This window comes from Serratia sp. C2(1) (genome assembly GCF_036352655.1).
In the GTDB taxonomy this organism is placed as follows: domain Bacteria; phylum Pseudomonadota; class Gammaproteobacteria; order Enterobacterales; family Enterobacteriaceae; genus Serratia; species Serratia inhibens.
On record NZ_JAZFBA010000001.1, the window covers coordinates 2,675,863 to 2,692,077 of the forward strand.

General features: G+C 59.2%; 16 protein-coding genes. 5 read left to right on the forward strand and 11 right to left on the reverse strand.

What is annotated here, in order from left to right; genetic code table 11:
- Positions 1–5 precede the first annotated feature (5 nt).
- From V2S86_RS12520 to V2S86_RS12545, 6 genes are all read right to left on the reverse strand, one after another.
- Positions 6–470 carry a DUF1456 family protein gene (locus V2S86_RS12520; RefSeq protein WP_330762679.1) on the reverse strand — a complete coding sequence of 155 codons (465 nt, stop codon included), beginning with the start codon at positions 468–470 and terminating at the stop codon, positions 6–8.
- A gap of 218 nt (positions 471–688) precedes the next feature.
- A complete protein-coding gene (gene phnE, locus V2S86_RS12525) occupies positions 689–1,588 on the reverse strand; it encodes a phosphonate ABC transporter, permease protein PhnE (protein ID WP_330762680.1) in 900 nt (299 codons plus the stop codon).
- On the reverse strand, positions 1,585–2,448 hold the full coding sequence (gene phnE, locus V2S86_RS12530; protein WP_330762681.1) for a phosphonate ABC transporter, permease protein PhnE: 864 nt from the start codon (positions 2,446–2,448) through the stop codon (positions 1,585–1,587). Before phnE (V2S86_RS12530) ends, phnE (V2S86_RS12525) begins: the two co-directional genes overlap by 4 nt.
- Positions 2,449–2,709: 261 nt before the next feature.
- The gene (gene phnD, locus V2S86_RS12535) at positions 2,710–3,642 is read right to left on the reverse strand and encodes a phosphonate ABC transporter substrate-binding protein (protein ID WP_330762682.1); all 933 of its coding nucleotides are present in this window, start codon (positions 3,640–3,642) and stop codon (positions 2,710–2,712) included.
- Positions 3,643–3,677: 35 nt separating this feature from the next.
- Complete coding sequence (gene phnC, locus V2S86_RS12540; RefSeq protein ID WP_330762683.1) at positions 3,678–4,511, reverse strand: phosphonate ABC transporter ATP-binding protein; 834 nt, start codon at positions 4,509–4,511, stop codon at positions 3,678–3,680.
- A 140-nt stretch (positions 4,512–4,651) separates the two neighbouring features.
- Positions 4,652–5,677, reverse strand: a complete 1,026-nt coding sequence (locus V2S86_RS12545; protein WP_330762684.1) for a zinc-binding alcohol dehydrogenase family protein — start codon at positions 5,675–5,677, stop codon at positions 4,652–4,654.
- Between the two features lie 265 nt (positions 5,678–5,942).
- Between V2S86_RS12545 and V2S86_RS12550 the strand changes: the two genes are divergently transcribed.
- Both V2S86_RS12550 and V2S86_RS12555 read left to right on the forward strand, forming a co-directional pair.
- Positions 5,943–6,848: a GntR family transcriptional regulator gene (locus tag V2S86_RS12550; protein WP_330762685.1), complete on the forward strand. Its 906-nt coding sequence runs from the start codon at positions 5,943–5,945 to the stop codon at positions 6,846–6,848.
- A gap of 206 nt (positions 6,849–7,054) precedes the next feature.
- Positions 7,055–8,413, forward strand: coding sequence for an MFS transporter (locus V2S86_RS12555; RefSeq protein WP_330762686.1), 1,359 nt, complete (start codon positions 7,055–7,057; stop codon positions 8,411–8,413).
- A gap of 76 nt (positions 8,414–8,489) precedes the next feature.
- Here V2S86_RS12555 and V2S86_RS12560 read toward each other — a convergent pair whose 3' ends face one another.
- Positions 8,490–9,422 carry a LysR family transcriptional regulator gene (locus V2S86_RS12560; RefSeq protein WP_330762687.1) on the reverse strand — a complete coding sequence of 311 codons (933 nt, stop codon included), beginning with the start codon at positions 9,420–9,422 and terminating at the stop codon, positions 8,490–8,492.
- A gap of 127 nt (positions 9,423–9,549) precedes the next feature.
- On the opposite strand from V2S86_RS12560, the gene V2S86_RS12565 reads away from it, so the two are divergent.
- Complete coding sequence (locus V2S86_RS12565) at positions 9,550–10,296, forward strand: SDR family NAD(P)-dependent oxidoreductase (protein ID WP_330762688.1); 747 nt, start codon at positions 9,550–9,552, stop codon at positions 10,294–10,296.
- Between the two features lie 62 nt (positions 10,297–10,358).
- A complete protein-coding gene (locus V2S86_RS12570; protein WP_330763196.1) occupies positions 10,359–11,252 on the forward strand; it encodes an NAD(P)-dependent oxidoreductase in 894 nt (297 codons plus the stop codon).
- A gap of 42 nt (positions 11,253–11,294) precedes the next feature.
- Here V2S86_RS12570 and V2S86_RS12575 read toward each other — a convergent pair whose 3' ends face one another.
- From V2S86_RS12575 to V2S86_RS12590, 4 genes are all read right to left on the reverse strand, one after another.
- On the reverse strand, positions 11,295–11,822 hold the full coding sequence (locus tag V2S86_RS12575; RefSeq protein WP_330762689.1) for a cysteine hydrolase family protein: 528 nt from the start codon (positions 11,820–11,822) through the stop codon (positions 11,295–11,297).
- 28 nt (positions 11,823–11,850) lie between these two features.
- Positions 11,851–12,954 (reverse strand): suppressor of fused domain protein, encoded by a 1,104-nt coding sequence (locus V2S86_RS12580; protein WP_330762690.1) that lies wholly within the window; start codon positions 12,952–12,954, stop codon positions 11,851–11,853.
- A gap of 309 nt (positions 12,955–13,263) precedes the next feature.
- Entirely contained in the window at positions 13,264–14,136 is an 873-nt protein-coding gene (locus V2S86_RS12585; RefSeq protein ID WP_330762691.1) for an oxygenase MpaB family protein, read from the reverse strand.
- Positions 14,137–14,185: 49 nt separating this feature from the next.
- Complete coding sequence (locus V2S86_RS12590; protein WP_330762692.1) at positions 14,186–15,157, reverse strand: quinone oxidoreductase family protein; 972 nt, start codon at positions 15,155–15,157, stop codon at positions 14,186–14,188.
- 121 nt (positions 15,158–15,278) lie between these two features.
- Here V2S86_RS12590 and V2S86_RS12595 point away from each other — a divergent pair, with 121 nt between their 5' ends.
- Positions 15,279–16,169 carry a LysR family transcriptional regulator gene (locus V2S86_RS12595; protein WP_330762693.1) on the forward strand — a complete coding sequence of 297 codons (891 nt, stop codon included), beginning with the start codon at positions 15,279–15,281 and terminating at the stop codon, positions 16,167–16,169.
- The last annotated feature ends 46 nt before the right edge of the window (positions 16,170–16,215 follow it).

Sequence of the window (16,215 nt, forward strand, 5' to 3'; positions counted from 1 at the left end):
GCGGTTTATTCGCCGCGAATGCGTTGCGCCAACCCTTTGAGGAAATAACGCAGCATCTGATCGCCGCACGGGCGGAAGTTTTTGGTGCCTTCTTTGCGGAACAGCGCACTCAGCTCCGGCTTGGAGATGCGGAACTCCACGGCGGTGAAGATCTGATGCATGTCGGTGTCTTTCAGTTCGAACGCCACGCGCAGCTTTTTCAACACCAGATTGTTGGTGATCGGCAACTCCACTTCCGGCGCCGGGAACTTGTCGTCCTTGCCGCGCTTGAGGAACACCAGGCCGTTCAGGAAGTGCGCCATCACTTCGTCCGGGCAGTTTTCGAAACCCGGCTCGCCTTCTTTGATGACGTAAGCGCGCATCGCAGAAACCTCAACGTCGAAATTATCCAGTTTGATAATCTCGGCCATTTTGGCGTCGTTAATACTCAGCATGTAGCGCACGCTGCGCAGCACATCGTTGTTGATCATGGAATTGCCTTTAGCTTGTAAACCGGGGAGGTGCGCATTTGTTATATACCCCATGGCTTTCAAGTTGCAGCCAGGCACCCGGCTCGCTCATCCCAGGCGCTTACTCAGGTAAGTCACCGGGGTGCGCGAGTGCGGGTAAACGCTGCGGCTTGAAAGACGACGGGTATGGCCGCACACCTTGAATATGTGCGGCAGTATAGGGATCGGTGAAGGGTTTCTCAATCGATTTGGCTTTTTTGCCGATACAGCGGGATGTCTTCGCCAATAATGTATTTGTTGCGCAGGAGGGACGACACCTTATCCATCGCCATCACTACCACCACCAGAAGCAGGGTGATGAACATCACCACGTCCCAGTTCCACAGCCGCATGTTCTCCGCATACACCAGGCCGATACCGCCGGCGCCGACGAAGCCCAGCACCGCCGCAGAACGGGTGTTGGATTCAATCTGGTACAGGCTGAGTGCCAGGAAGGTGGGAAACGACTGGGTGAAAATACCGTAACGGTGCTTCTGCAAGCCGTTGGCCCCCACCGCCGTCAAACCACGGCTGGGGGATTTATCCACCGCTTCGTGCCCTTCGGCATACAGCTTGCCGAGCAGCCCGACGTCCTGCATCACAATCGCCAACACCCCGGCCAACGGCCCCATGCCGACGGCGCGCACGAAGATCAGCCCCCAGATCGCCATATCGATGCCGCGTAAAATATCCAGCAACCGCCGCACCGCCACCGAGATCGGCCGCAGCAGCGGCGTCGACATCACGTTGCGCGCGGCGAAGAACGACAGCGGCAAGGCGATGAGCGAAGCGGTGATGGTGCCGGCAAACACTATGCCGATGGTGATGAAGATCTGCTGGAAGTAATACCTAAACGGCCAGTTGACGAAATCGTGCCAGACGAACATGCGCACAAAGTAGCGGCCCAGTTGCTGGCAGCCGTTAACGAACTGCGGCCAGGAGATGCCGAAGAACTGGAAGAAGAACAGATAATACAGCGCGATCGCCACGGCGATAATACCGAGGGTGCGCAGATAGCGGCGCTGCTGCGAGAATATTTCCGGGTGCTGCTGTTTGAGCGTTTGCAGCCTTTGTGCCGAGAGCGTTGGTGCGGTGATCATTTTTTCCCCTCCACGACCCGTTTGCGCAGTTCGCCGGAGGTGTAATCCAGCAGCGAGACCACCAGGATAATCAGCAACAGCGTCATGCTGACCTGATCGTAGCGATCGAGCTTGATATTGGTCATCAGCTCCTGGCCGATGCCGCCCGCCCCCACCAGCCCCAGAATGGTCGACTGGCGAAAGTTGATTTCCAGCCGCATAAAGCTGTACGACAAAAACACCGGCTTCACCTGTGGCCAAAGGCCGAAACGCATGCGTTGCAACGGCGTCGCGCCGCAGGCCGCCAGCCCGCGCACCGGCTTGTTGGAGGCGGTTTCGATCGACTCATAAAACAGTTTTGTCAGGCTGCCGATGGTGTGCAGCGCCAGCGCCAAAAAGCCGGGAATAGCGCCAATGCCGAACGCCATCACAAACATCACCGCCCACGCCAGCTCAGGCATGGTACGCAAAAACGCCACCAGCGTGCGGATCGCCAGGCGCAGCGACGCCGGGCTGTGGGTATTGTTAGCCGCCAGAAACGCCAGCACCCCCGCCACCAGCACCGAAAGAAGGGTCGCCGCCAGCGCCAGTTGCAGCGTTTCCCAGATCAGCGGCAATTGGATGTTGAGCCGATAACCCCAGTAGGCCAATGACCCTTCGGTATGGTCATCGGCGAACAGCAGCGTCCAGTGCAGCGTCGGGACGGTTTCCGCCAGGTAATCGAAGAAGTGGGGAATGGACACCCACACCGTATGCAGGTTGAACTCGGCGATGTTGCCGGCGCCCAGGTAGAGCGCCACCAGACCGAGCGACCAGAACAGCGTCTCGCGCTTTTGCTTGCTGCGGATCTGTTGGTAGTAGTGCGCAAAATCTGTATTCAAAATATACCCTTCATCTTTCAAACCGCAGGGGTGTTGACTGCCTTATTCGGCCCATCCCCGGGGCCTCCCCCCTGGCGGGGCCGCTGCAAGCAGCGTTCAAATCTGCTCCCGGCAGATTTGTCACTCACCCCTGTCACTTGGTGAAGCCAAGCTCCTGAGGGCTCACTCAGTTGCCGCCTACCTGCGATGTGAAATCTATTGGGTATAGGCTTCCGACGTGAGGAAATCAGCGGGGCTCAGCCTGGCCAAGCCCCGGCAGTATTAACGGTCGCCTTTGGTCAGCTCACGCTTCATATCGATGATGTTCTGGTATTCCGCCAAAGTGGTGTCGCCGATGTGCTGTTTACCGCCCATCGCCTTGATAAAGCACGGGTGATCGTCCTTATCCAGCTTTTTGATGGCGGTCACGACTTTGGCTTTGAAATCGGCCGGCAGCGAGTTGCTCACCAGGATTGGGCCGTTCGGGATCAGCGGCGACTGCCAGATAATGCGGATCTGTTTCATCAGGTCCGGATGATCCATGCGGATCATCCGGGTGAAGGCACCGCTGGTGTAGCCGGTGTTATAGTCGCCGATCATCGAAGCCCAGGTTACCGCGCCTTCGAACTGGCCGTTCAGCACGCCGAGAATGTCCTGCTCATGGCCGCCGGAGAAGGTGACGCTGGAGAAGGCGTTGTTGTATTTGTTGTCCACCGTGCCGCCGAACAATTTTTTGAACGCCTGGTTCGGGATCAGGAAGCCGGAGGTGGAATCAGGATCGGCGAAACCGATAGCTTTGCCCTTAAGATCTTCCAGCTTTTTATACGGGCTACCGGCTTTGACCACCACCACAGAGTGGTAACCGCGAGATTGGTCAACGTCATCAACCGCAATACCGACGATGTCCACCGCTTTCGGATCCTTGATGTACACCGAGGCGAACGATGATGGCGACATGCTCAGCACCAGATCGATCTTGCCGCCCAGCAGGCCCTGGATCACCCCGGAATAGTCGGAAGAGTTGCGCATCTTGGTGTCCACGTTCAGCTCTTTGTCCAGGAACTGCTTCACGCACTGGTTATCGCCGATCTGCTGGGTGGCGTTTTGGCCGCCGAGAATACCCAGGTTCAGTTCTTTAGGTGCGTCCGCTGCGGCAGCATTAAATACCATCATCGCGCCGGCCATCACTGTGGTCAGACTCAATACTTTTTTCATTACGTGTGCCCTGTGTGTGTAAAGGTAAAAGTGGATCAATGGATCTGATTGGCTTCCTCGCCATACAGTTGGTGCAGTATCCGTTCGTTCAGTTGCGAAGGATGCCCGTCAAACACGATTTTGCCCTGGGCGATGCCGATGACCCGGGTGCAATATTCTTTCACCAGTTCAACCGAGTGCAGGTTCACCATCACCGCGATGTCGTTCTCGCTGACTTTATGCAGCGCATCCATAATGCGGCGGGTATTTTTCGGATCGAGGGAGGCGACCGGCTCGTCGGCCAGCAGGATTTTAGGGTTTTGCATCAGCGCACGGCAGATCGCCACCCGCTGCATTTGGCCACCCGACAGATTTTCGGCACGTTGCAGGGCGTGCGGCAGCATATTGAGCCATTGCAGCAGCTCGATGGCGCGCCCGCGGTCGGCGTCGTCAAACAGTTTGAAGAAGGATTTCAGGGTAGAAGTGTGGCTCAGGCGGCCCAACAGTACGTTGGTCATGACGTCCAGCCGCGGCACCAGACAGAAGTCCTGGAAGATCATGCCGCAGCGGGAACGCCACTGGCGCATCTGACGGGCGGAAAGTTGGGCGATATCCTGCGCCACGCCGTCATCTTCAAAATGCAGCATCTCGCCACAGCTCGAAGGAATGGTGCCGTTCAGGGTATGCAGCAAGGTGGATTTGCCTGCGCCCGAGCGCCCAATCACCGCCACGAACTCGCCGGCGTGCAGATCGAAGTTGATGTCGTCCAGTACCCGTTGCTGGGATTTATAGGCTTTGCCCAAACCCTTCACCGACAACACCTTGCGTGAGGAGATCGATTGCTGCCCTGGAAAATCGGTTGGTGCAAGTTTTAACTGTGCCTGAGCCATATGATTTCTCTGGTTTCAGTGGCTAATCATTATGGGCACCTATTAACGAATAAATTTATGACAGCGGGATGATGGTTTTATGGCTGGGAAGTGACGTATGCCGCTCGTTCAACATAACGCATTGAGGAGCGGCGTCGGGGTTAATTGAAATGGATAACGCCTTTGATCAACTGCTTATTATTAATCACCTGTTGTTCGTAATGCTCCGCCAGGGTGTCGAAATCAAAATGGTGGGAGAGCATCATCTGCGCGGTAATTTGCCCTGCCGCCATCAAACGGCCCACCTTGGCGAAATCCTCATGGGTCGCATTGCGGCTGCCCATCAGAGTGGTTTCTTTTTTATGGAACTCCGGATCGGAGAACTGAATATCGCCCTTGAACAGCCCGACGAAGACGATGCTGCCGCCGTGGCGGATCAGGTTCAGGCTATTATTCATCGCGTGCGGGTTGCCGGTGGCGTCAATCACCTTGGCCGCCAGCATGCCGCCGAATCGATTGCGCAGCGCCGCGTCAAATTGCTCATCCGCCGGGTTGAGCGTCGGCAGCCCCAGGGCTTTTTCAACCTGCGCCCGCCGCTCGGCGCTGGTATCGGCGACCACCACCTGCGCGCCGTCGGCGCAGGCTATCGCCGCCACGCCCAGCCCGATCGGCCCGGCCCCCACCACCAGCAGGTGATCGTCCGGGGCTATTGCCGCCCGGCGCACCGCGTGGGCGCTGATGGCGAAGGGTTCAATCAGCGCCGCCGTTTCCGGCGGCAGGCCGTCCACCGCCAGCAGGTTGCCGGCCGGCACGCTCAGGAACTCGCAGAAACCGCCATCCTGATGAACGCCAATCACCGAAATATTCTCGCAGCAGTTGGTTTTGCCGCTTTGGCAGGCACCGCAACGCCGGCAAGAAATATACGGCATCACCGTCACGCGCTGGCCTACCCGCCAGCCGCCGACATTATTGCCGATGCTGACAATCTCGCCGCATATTTCATGGCCCAGGACGCGGGGATAACTAAAGAAAGGCTGATGACCGGACCAGGCGTGAATATCCGTTCCGCAAATGCCGACGGTGATTATTTTGATCACCGCCTCCTGGTCTGCGGGCAAAGGCACCGGCCGCTGTTGATAAACCAATTTCGTCGGCTGCTCGCACACTAATGTTTTCATTGTCGTCATCGTCTTTCCTCCAGTCAGGTGGGAAGGTTATACCCAAAATAATTGGAGTTGCATCACGGCGGCAAGGGAGCGCATCCCGATGAGCTTACTGCAGTAAGTGATTCGGGTAAGTGAGTGCGGCCAACACAGATGCAGCTTCAAGTCTGATGGGTATATTCAATAAAAACGCGGTGACCGGTTATGCCATCGAGCAGAACTGTGAGGCAGCACTAAATAAACCGATTTAAATTGGTTTTAAATGCATAAAAAACACCAGAGACAGCACATGAGCAGAACCCGGAACCTGCGGCACAACGTGGTTAACCAGATGATTGAGGGGATTCGCGGCGGCCATCTCCGTTCGCCGCTGCCTTCACAGGCGGCGCTGGCCGAAATGTATAACATCAGCCGCACCACGGTACGCCACACGCTGGCCCATCTCGACCGGCGCGGGGTGTTGGAAAAGGTCGGGGACGACTATGTGATTGTACGGCCGCCGCAGGCGGAGGACGGCTTCGAGTGCGTGAGCCATTCGCTGGAAGAGCAGGACAAACAGTTCAAGAAAGCCTTCTATCAGATGATTAACCAGAAGCAGCTGCGCGCCGGCGACAGCTTCAGCGAGCTGCAATTGTCGCGCCTCGCCAACGTCAGCCCGCTGGTGGTGCGGGAATTCCTGTTGCACTTCAGCCGTTATAACCTGATCGAAACCGTCAAGCGCGGCCAGTGGCGCATGAAAAAGTTTGATCAAAACTATGCCGAACAGCTGTTTGAGCTGCGTCAGATGCTGGAAACTCACGCCCTGTCGCGCTTTATCAACTTGCCCGCCGACGACGAACGCTGGTTGCAGGCCAGGGAGCTGCTGAGCCGCCACCGCCAGCTGCGGGAAAGCATCAGCGACAGCTATCGCCTGTTCTCCCAGTTGGATCGCGACTTTCACGGCCTGATCCTCTCCGCGGCCAATAACCCGTTTTTCAATCAGTCGCTGGAGATCATTTCGGTGATTTTCCACTTCCACTACCAGTGGGATGAAACCGACCTGAAACAGCGCAATATCATTGCCATCGAAGAACATATGATCATCCTCAGCGCGTTGATCTGCCGCAATGATCAGGAGGCGATCAACGCGCTGCATCGCCATCTGGACACCGCCAAGCAATCGATGATCCGCTCCATCAATCAGGACGCCGCCTGATCGTTTTTTATCGATAAAAAACACCGAATGCGGCATTTAAAACCGATAAAGAGCAGCAAAATAGTAACTGCCGCACGGAACCGCGACAAAAACGCATCGCTAAAATATCCCTCCATCTAGGCTTACTGCCGATCACCTGCTCATGCACCACCCAGGGGAATACCCGGAATAATAAATATTATTAATGCGAAATTCTGGAGGCAAAGATGGAAAGAACCACCACCGTTGACAGCGGAAAAGAACAGATTGACCCTTATTCAGATCACATCATTCCGATGCCGCCAAACGGCCTGCTGGTACGTTCGGCGAGAATTAAAAAAATCCAGACCACCGCCATGCTGTTGTTGTTTTTCGCCGCCATTATCAACTTCCTTGACCGCAGTTCGCTGTCGGTCGCGAATTCCACCATCCGGGAGGAAATGGGCCTGAGCGGCACCGAAATCGGCCTGCTGCTTTCGGCGTTTTCATTGGCGTACGGTATCGCCCAACTGCCCTGCGGACTGCTGCTGGATCGCAAGGGTCCGCGCATTATGCTGGGGGTGGGAATGTTCGTCTGGTCGGTGTTCCAGACGCTGTCCGGCATGATCCACAATTTCACCCAGTTTATCTGGGTACGCATCGGGCTGGGGATCGGCGAAGCGCCGATGAACCCGTGCGGCGTGAAGGTGATCAACGATTGGTTCAACATCAAACAGCGTGGCATGCCGATGGGGATCTTCAATGCGGCGTCCACCATTGGCCTGGCGATCAGCCCGCCGATCCTCACCGCCATGATGTTGGCCTTCGGCTGGCGCGGGATGTTCATCACTATCGGCGTGCTGGGGATCGCGCTGTCGATCGGGTGGTATATGCTGTATCGCAACCGCCAGGACATCGATCTGAGCGCCCAGGAACAGGCCTATCTGAATGCCGGCAGCGTCAGCGCACGGCGCGAACCGGTGAACTTCCGCGAGTGGCGCTCGTTATTCAGGAACCGCACCATGTGGGGCATGATGATCGGTTTTAGCGGCATCAACTACACCGCGTGGCTGTATCTGGCCTGGCTGCCGGGCTACCTGCAAACCACCTACCATCTGGATCTGAAAAGTACCGGGCTGATGAGCGCCATTCCGTTCCTGTTCGGCGCCGCCGGCATGTTGTCGAACGGTTTTGTCACCGACTTCCTGGTTCGCCGTGGCATGGCGCCGCTGAAAAGCCGCAAAATCTGCATCGTGGCCGGCATGTTGCTGTCCGCGTCCTTCACCGCCATTGTGCCGCAGGCTACCACCACCTACAGCGCCGTCGTGTTGATCGGCATGGCGCTGTTTTGCATTCACTTTGCCGGCACCTCCTGCTGGGGCTTGATCCACGTGGCGGTGACCTCGCGCATGACCGCCTCGGTCGGCAGCATCCAGAACTTCGCCAGCTTTATTTTCGCCTCGTTCGCCCCGGTGATCACCGGCTTTATCCTGGACACCACCCACTCGTTTAAACTGGCGCTTATCCTTTGCGCCTGCTTCACCGTCATCGGCGCGCTATCCTATCTCTTCGTGGTCAAACACCCGATTGTCGACAGCGCGGCCTGACCTGCGTCCTGAAAATGCCGCCGGTACCGGCGGCATTGCAAAATAGGGGAACGTGAAGAGAAAGGCATTGGCGTATTCAGCCGTTCCTGACCGCCGTCGAATCAAGCGCCTCACGCCGATAGGCCGCCGCCTGTTCCGCAGCGATACGGCAAAACGCGTCGGTCAGTGGCGAGGGCGTTTGCCATGCCAGCGCCAGCGTATAAGGTACCGGGCTGCCCACGCCGCTCAGTTCGCGGAACACCACGCCGGGGGATTTGAGCACGGCAAACAGCGCAGGCATCAGCGCAATCCCTACGCCACCGGCCACCAACCCACCGATAGTCTGCATCTGCCGCGCCTCTTGCACGATGCGCGGGCTGAACCCCGCCACCGCACAGGCTTGCAGGATCGCCGCGTGCATGCCTGGCCCGTAATGCGCCGGAAACAGCAACCACGGTTGATCGGCCAGATCGCGCAGCGTCACTTGCTGTTGTGCCGCCAGCGGGTGGTGATCCGGCAGCGCCAGCACCATGCGATCAAACAGGAAAGGCTGGATCTGCAAGCCCTCCTGCGGGGCCACCGGCAGCACCACCATACCGATATCGGCGCGATCGTCGCGCAGGGCGATCAGTTGCTCGGCGGTCGTCGCTTCCTGCAGATGAAACTCCGCCAGCGGATACTCGAGGCGAAACTGCCTCAGGATCCCCGGCAACAGGGCGTTCACCGTGCTGTCGACAAAGGTCAGCCGCAGCGATTCGGTCAGGCCGCGCGCCGCCCGTCGGGTATTGCCCAAAGTGCGCTCGAACTGCGCCAGGGTGCGCCGCGCCTCGATCAAAAACACCTGCCCCGCGTCGGTAATGCGCGTGATGCGGTTGCCACGCTCCAGCAACGATACCCCCAGCTCCTGCTCAATTTTTCTGATGGCGGCGGTCAGTGGCGGCTGCGCCATATGCAGGCGCTCGGCGGCGCGGTGAAAGCTCATCTCTTCGGCCACGGCAATAAACTGCCTAAGTTGGCGTAGTTCAATCACGTGATACCTTTTTCGTATTTTGAAATTATAAATAGAGTATTGGATGTATCGATTCCAAAAGCCAATACTTTTCCTGACCGCCGGGCCACGTCATTCCGGGGTGGGCGGCGGCAAATGAGGATCGGTTATGACGCAACGTACAGCAATTATCACCGGCGGCTCCAGCGGCATTGGGCTGGCCATCGCCCAGCAATTGGCGCAACAGGATTACCGCATAGCCATCGTGGCGCGTGACTCCCAGCGTCTGCAGCAGGCCGCCCGGCAAATTGGCCCTGGCACCCGGCACTATGCGGCGGACCTGAGCCGCCGCGGTGAGGTGGAAGAGGTGGTCGCACGGCTGGCGGAAGATCTCGGTACGGTGGATGTGCTGGTCAACAACGCCGGTTTTACCCGAGTGATTGCGGCCGACACGCCGCTGGCGCAGGCCGAGCGCGAATGGGATGCGGTGATCGAGGGTAACCTGAAAAGTACCTTTTTGTTCACCCTGGCGATGCTGCCGCACCTGCGCAAACCGGGCGGACGCATCATTAACCTGAGTTCGATTGCTGCCCAATGCGGCAGCGGCAGCCCCGGTGCGCTGGGCTATTCCGCCGCCAAAGCCGGCGTGCAGGGCTTTACCCTCAATCTGGCGCGCGAACTGGGCCCGCAGGGGATCACCGTCAACGCCATTGCACCGGGCTTTATCGCCGGTACGCGCTTCTTCGGTGCCGGGCTGCCGCAGGATCGCATTGATGCCATTGCGGCAGAAACGCCGCTGGCGCGCACCGGCCGGGTAGACGATATTGCCGCCGCCGCCTTGTGGCTCGCCTCGGAACAGGCTTCATTTATCACCGGCACCGTCACTTCGATTAACGGCGGCGCGCGGGTCGGGTAAGAAAGCGTTACATTCCGCCATTTGCGTTCTCAGCCTGCCGCGCTAGGGTGAAGGGATTCAACCTGAAGAAGGAACGCAATATGAAGATCGGATTTGCCGGACTGGGCGGAATGGGCAGCGCCATGGCCACCAACCTGTTGCAAGCAGGGTATGCGCTGAAAGTATGGAACCGCTCCCCTCAACCGGCACAACCGCTAGTCGCCGCCGGGGCTATGCAGGCGCAGCAAGCGGACGAGCTGGCCGATGTGGATGTACTGATCACCATGCTGGCCAACGATGCGGCGACCGAGCAGGTAGTGGTGGAAAGTGGCCTGCTGCAACGGCTGCAACCGGGGGCAATCCATATCAATATGGCGACGGTATCGGTAGCGCTGGCCAAACGACTGGCAGCGCTGCACGCCGAGCGCAACGTCGGCTATATCGCCGCACCGGTACTGGGGCGGGTGGATGTCGCCGCGGCCGGCAAACTGAACATTCTGGCGGCGGGTGATGCGCAGTTGCTCGCCAAAGTCCAGCCACTGTTTGAAGTGCTCGGCCAGCAAACATGGCACTTTGGCGAACTGCCCGAACAGGCCAATATCGTCAAAATTGCCGCCAACTTCACGCTGGCCAGCGCAATTGAGGCGATGGCGGAAGGCAGTGCGCTGGTACGCAACTACGGCGTTTCCGGCACGGATTATCTGCACATGCTCAGCAACACCCTGTTCGCCTCCCCGGCCTACAAGGGTTATGGCGCACTGATTGCCGAAGAAAGGTTCGAACCGGCCGGCTTCAAATTAAGCTTGGGTATGAAAGACGTGAGCCTGGCGCTGGAGGCCGGAGCCAATAGCCACACGCCAATGCCGTTCGCCAGCGTGCTGAAGGATAACTTCCTTGACGCGGTGGCGCAGGGCGATGCGGATCTGGACTGGTCGGCGTTGGCAAAGGTGGCTGCGCGCAGGGCGGGATTGAAATAACAACTCACGGGCCCGACTCGCGGCGGGCCTTTTATCTGACGATCAGAAGAGGATCTCTGCCGCCGGCAGCGCGGCAATCGGTACGCCGAAGCTCTCGATATTCGATAATGTGGCATTGTGATGGGCACGTATTTGCAGGCCGGTCGCGTGCGGTTTGTCGTGGCTGGTGTGGGCATCCGCCGCCAGCGTGACCGGGTAGCCAAGCGCGGCGGCACGGCGGGTGGTGGTATCCACGCAGAACTCGGTGGAATAGCCGCAAATCACCAGGTGCGTTACGCCGTTGGCGATCAACAGCGGCCCTAACCCGGTGCGCAGGAACGAATCCGGCGTGGTTTTTTCCACCCGGTGATCGCCGGTTTTCACCTGCAATGCGGGGTCAATCTGCCAGGCGTCGCTACCGTGCGCCAACTCTTCGTCAGCCGTGCGATGCTGGATAAAAATCACCGGCACGCCGGCCAGGCGGGCGCGGTCGCTCAGTTGGTTAATCCGGCCAAGCGTCGCTTCGGCATCCGCCGGCGGTGGCGTAAACAACCCTTTCTGCACATCGATAATCAACAACGCTGACGTCATGATGGATCCCCCTGAGAAAAATTCCGTCTCAGCATACCGGTTGGCGTGGGCGGAAGATATGGTCAACGCCCTGCTCGCGCAGCTTGTTCACCAGATCGTGGCCACCGTTCGGCGTGGCGTGCGCCAGCAGACGTTCGGCTTCAAATACCGGGCTGGCCCAGAAGATGTTCACCGGATCGCCGTATTGCTTCGGCAGCGTCAGATGTTCGTTGTAAGGGTAAAACGCCGAGGACAGCACGTAGCCTTCATAGCCCAGCGGCGCCACTTCCGACGCCAGCGTATGCCCTTCGCCAAACCAGGTGATTTTCGCCCAGGGGACGTGCGCGAACCCGGCCAGCGCGCTGGCCATCTGCACCGCGTTCTCTTCGGTCATGTATTGGCCGTCGATGGCGATGCCCATTTCCATGCGGCGATAACGGCCGGCATCGTCGTTAAACAGAATGTCGACCCACGGCATCGGCCGGATGCTGACGCCCATGGTGAGAAAATAATAAATGCCGTCGCGTTCGTGTTGGGTAATCGCCATCGGCGGCCATTTGCCCTGATCGATGGCGTAGTATTTTACCGAAGGGCCAAAGTGCTGCTCATAACGCGCCTGATAATCGCTCTGCATTTTGGGCCACGGGTTGCCTTCCTCGCGCTGCCAACTGCGCCAGAACTGACGGGTGTTTTCCGCCAGCGCGTACTGGGTGTTGGTGGAGGCCGAACCGAGCGGATAAACCAGCGGGCTCTCTTTGATGCAACTGGCGGAATAGCACACCGAATGGTCGATATACAGGCTCCAGCCGGGGATCACCGCCAGCAGCTGGCCGTAATACCACAGCGCCGCGCCGTCGTCGCTTTCGGTCCAGACCACCGTCAACCCATCCGGATTCAGCGGCGCTTCCCCTTCCAGATTGCGGCAAAACTCGGCCGCCAGCATGGGCGGTTGGCCCCGTTCAAGCGCGGCGCGATCTTCCTGCAAGGGTGCAGCCGCCAGATTACGCAGCCAGCAGGCGCGCACCTGAAAACGCTCGCCGTTTTCTTCCGCAGGGTAAATGTAAAAATAGGCTGCCCGGTGATCTTGCTGAACCACCGCCACCAGCGTCTGATTCTCATTACTGACTTCAGCAAGTACGTATGACTCGTTCATATCACCTCAACAATGGGGTCACGGCGCAGAATAATGCTGCGCACCAATAAAGTGGAATTCGGCTTTTCCCAAGTGTAAAGCGCATCCGTGGCCGGATCACCCGTAAAAGTCTCAAAAATGACCATAAACGGGGATAAAACATTGGGTTATTGGTAATAACTATATACCCGTCATACTTGAAGCTGCATCTGTGTTGGCTGCACCCGTGCACCCCAGTCACTTAGTTTACTAAGCTCCCGGGGATGAACGGCCTTGCCGCCGAGATGCAACTCCAATTATTTTGGGTAGAGCGCTTATGGCGGCAGGGGCTTACGCCGGTTTGTTAATTCGCCGTACGGCGCGCTGATAGGACCCGTTGCGCATCGAGGCGCGCAGCACCTTACCGACGCCGCCTGCGCCCACTCTCACCAGGCGCCGCCGCAGCCTGCCGGGATAAAAATCAAACTGCCGCTGCGCCCAGTCGGGCAGCAGATCGATGCCCGCCTGCATCACCAGCCAACCCAAGGGCCGTGCCAATGCGCTCGGCGCCGGGGCGGCCAGCAGAATGCGCGCCACTTCACGCGTGCGTTCATCGCACACCAGTTGCGGCCGCATCCGTTGCAGATAGTCGGCCACCGCCGCGCAGGAAGTGGGAATATCGCGCGCGCCCAGAGCGGCGGCAACGCGCGCCGTCTCCTGGTAATAGCGATCTTGCAGTTCGGGGGAAAGGTGCGGGTTGCGGTAGCGCAGGTGGCTCGCCAGGAAGCTGCTGCTTTCCACCACGTGTACCCAGGTAAGCAAATCGGGGTCGCTGGCGGCATAGGGCCTGCCGTCATTGCTGACCCCGGTCACTTGCAAATGAATGGCCCGCACCTTGGCGATCAGCCGTTCGGCTTCTGCGGTGGGGCCAAAGGTGGTGACGGAGACAAACTGGCTGGTGCGGCGCAGGCGGCCAAGCATATCTTCGCGAAAATTGGAGTGATCCCACACCCCGGCCAACGCCAGCGGGTGCAGCATTTGCAACAGCAAGGCGCTGACGCCGCCGCACAGCATTGAGGTAAAATCGCAGTGTACCCGCCAGATGACCGACTGCGGGCCAAACAGGCCGGGGTCACCCGCCGGGTTTTCGAAATCTATGCCGCCGAGCGCCAGCCCGGTCAGGCCGATCACCTGTTTTTCTATCGCTGCGCGTAATGCTTCCATCCTGCCAGGCCCCTTAATCATCCGGTGGCCAGTGTATCACGCGGCGGTTTTAGTCCCGATCGTTGAGCAAAACAATCTTGCCGGCAAAGCTGCGATCCTCCAGCCGACGGTGGGCAGCCGCGCCTTCGCTCAGCGGGAAAGTCTCGATATGCGGCAGCGTAAATTCGCCGTTCTGCCAACTGGCGAACAGCCGTTCTGCCCGCTCGCGACGCGCCTCGCCGCTATTGAGGTAGGTCCAGAGATCGCCGCCCACCACGCCTTTGGAATCCATCATCAGGTGATAAGCCGAGATCGCCGGTGCCTCGCCCCCCGCCATACCGAAAGTCACCACCCGGCCGCCGGGGCGCAGCGCGTCAATGCTTTGCTGTAGCGTGATGCCGACCGAATCAAAAGCGTACTCGACGCCGCCGTCGGTCAACGCGGCGATTTGCGCCACCCAGTCCTGCCGGTAGGTAAAGGCCGCCGCCGCGCCATTCTTCAGCGCAATCTGCTGTTTATGCGCCGAAGACACCAGCGCATAAACCTGCGCGCCACGCGCCACCAGCATGCGGGTCAATATTTGCCCGACGCCACCGGCGGCCGCATGCACCAGCGCACGATCGCCTGCCCGCACCTGCACGCTGTCGTTAATCAGGTACTGTGCCGTCAACCCCTGCAACAAAATCGAGGCGGCCTCGACGTCGCTCAATGCCTGCGGCAGCCGCAGCGCGTGATCGACCGGCACGTTGATGCGCGTGGCGTGGCAGAAAGGCACGTCGGCAACACCAATCCGCTCTCCCGCCTGCCAGCCGTCAACGCCCTCGCCCACGGCGATAATGGTGCCCACGCCTTCGTAACCGCCGATATGCGGCGGCTTGCCGTGCAGCACATAATTGCCCTTGCGGCGGTAGATATCGGCGAAGTTCAGCCCGGCAGCCCCCATCCGTACCTGCACCGCGCCTGCCGGTACCGGTGGCGTCGGCAGCTCAAGGTATTCGAGCACCTCTGGCCCGCCAAAACGTTCAAAGGTTAATGCCTGCATGGCGTTGCTCCGTAAATTTTTCGCCAATAACGCACTGGCGGTCGTTACCCTCCAGTATCCCAGAGCGTTATACTGCCGAAAAGTGGCCCGCAGGGCGTTCAGAAAACACCAGAGGTTTATAATGGACCGTTTAACCAGCATGGAGGTGTTTGTACGGGTGGTGGAAAAAGGCAGTTTTGTCGCCGCCGCCGACGAGATGGCGATTTCCCCCACGATGGTCGGCAAGCATATTCGCTATCTGGAACAGCGGCTGAACGCGCCGTTGCTGAACCGCACCACTCGCAGGCAAGGGTTGACCGAGGCCGGTCGGGTCTTCTATGAACGCTGCCGCCGCCTGCTGGCCGATGCCGACGCCGCCGAAGCCAGCGCAAGGGCGCTGTTAAGCTCGCCCAGCGGGCTGTTGCGCATCAGCGCGCCGGTCACCTTCGGTAACCGCGTTTTGACGCCGATCCTCACCGAATTCCTGCAACAGCACCCGGACGTAGAAGCGGAGGTGGTGCTGTCGGATCGCAAAGTGGATTTGATTGAGGAAAGGTACGAAGCCGCATTTCGCATCGGGCCGGTTGCGGATGACGGCCTGGTGGCGCGTGCCCTGCCCGATTACCGCATGACGCTGGCGGCCTCTCCTGGTTATCTGACGCAGCATGGCGCCCCAATGCGGCCGGAACAGCTCAGCGAACACAGCTGCTTTGGCTTTAGTCAATGGGATGGCAATCATTTTTGGCGGCTGCAAGGCACGCAGGGGGAAATCAGCGTGCCGGTCAGGCCACGGCTGCGGATGGACTCCGGCGAAGGGGTACGCCGTGCGGCGCTGGCCGGTTTCGGCATTGCGCTGCATGCCGCTATGCTGCTGGATGAGGATATCGCCGCCGGCCGGCTGGTGCGCGTGCTGCCGGACTATTCGCCGCTGCCGCGGCCGATGCATCTGGTCTATCTGCCCGAACGGCGGCAATCGCCCAAGCTGGAAGCCTTTATCGCCCTGACCGTAGCCAGACTGTGGGGGCGCGCATAAATGCGCAATGCGGCGGTTGAAACGGACACCGCACTGAATTACATTT

Coding starts and splice junctions, on each gene's coding strand:
- V2S86_RS12520 (WP_330762679.1), bottom strand. CDS start 470: ATGATCAACAACGATGTGCTGCGCAGCGTGCGCTACATGCTGAGTATT.
- phnE (WP_330762680.1), bottom strand. CDS start 1,588: ATGATCACCGCACCAACGCTCTCGGCACAAAGGCTGCAAACGCTCAAA.
- phnD (WP_330762682.1), bottom strand. CDS start 3,642: ATGAAAAAAGTATTGAGTCTGACCACAGTGATGGCCGGCGCGATGATG.
- phnC (WP_330762683.1), bottom strand. CDS start 4,511: ATGGCTCAGGCACAGTTAAAACTTGCACCAACCGATTTTCCAGGGCAG.
- V2S86_RS12545 (WP_330762684.1), bottom strand. CDS start 5,677: ATGACGACAATGAAAACATTAGTGTGCGAGCAGCCGACGAAATTGGTT.
- V2S86_RS12550 (WP_330762685.1), top strand. CDS start 5,943: ATGAGCAGAACCCGGAACCTGCGGCACAACGTGGTTAACCAGATGATT.
- V2S86_RS12555 (WP_330762686.1), top strand. CDS start 7,055: ATGGAAAGAACCACCACCGTTGACAGCGGAAAAGAACAGATTGACCCT.
- V2S86_RS12565 (WP_330762688.1), top strand. CDS start 9,550: ATGACGCAACGTACAGCAATTATCACCGGCGGCTCCAGCGGCATTGGG.
- V2S86_RS12575 (WP_330762689.1), bottom strand. CDS start 11,822: ATGACGTCAGCGTTGTTGATTATCGATGTGCAGAAAGGGTTGTTTACG.
- V2S86_RS12580 (WP_330762690.1), bottom strand. CDS start 12,954: ATGAACGAGTCATACGTACTTGCTGAAGTCAGTAATGAGAATCAGACG.
- V2S86_RS12585 (WP_330762691.1), bottom strand. CDS start 14,136: ATGGAAGCATTACGCGCAGCGATAGAAAAACAGGTGATCGGCCTGACC.
- V2S86_RS12590 (WP_330762692.1), bottom strand. CDS start 15,157: ATGCAGGCATTAACCTTTGAACGTTTTGGCGGGCCAGAGGTGCTCGAA.
- V2S86_RS12595 (WP_330762693.1), top strand. CDS start 15,279: ATGGACCGTTTAACCAGCATGGAGGTGTTTGTACGGGTGGTGGAAAAA.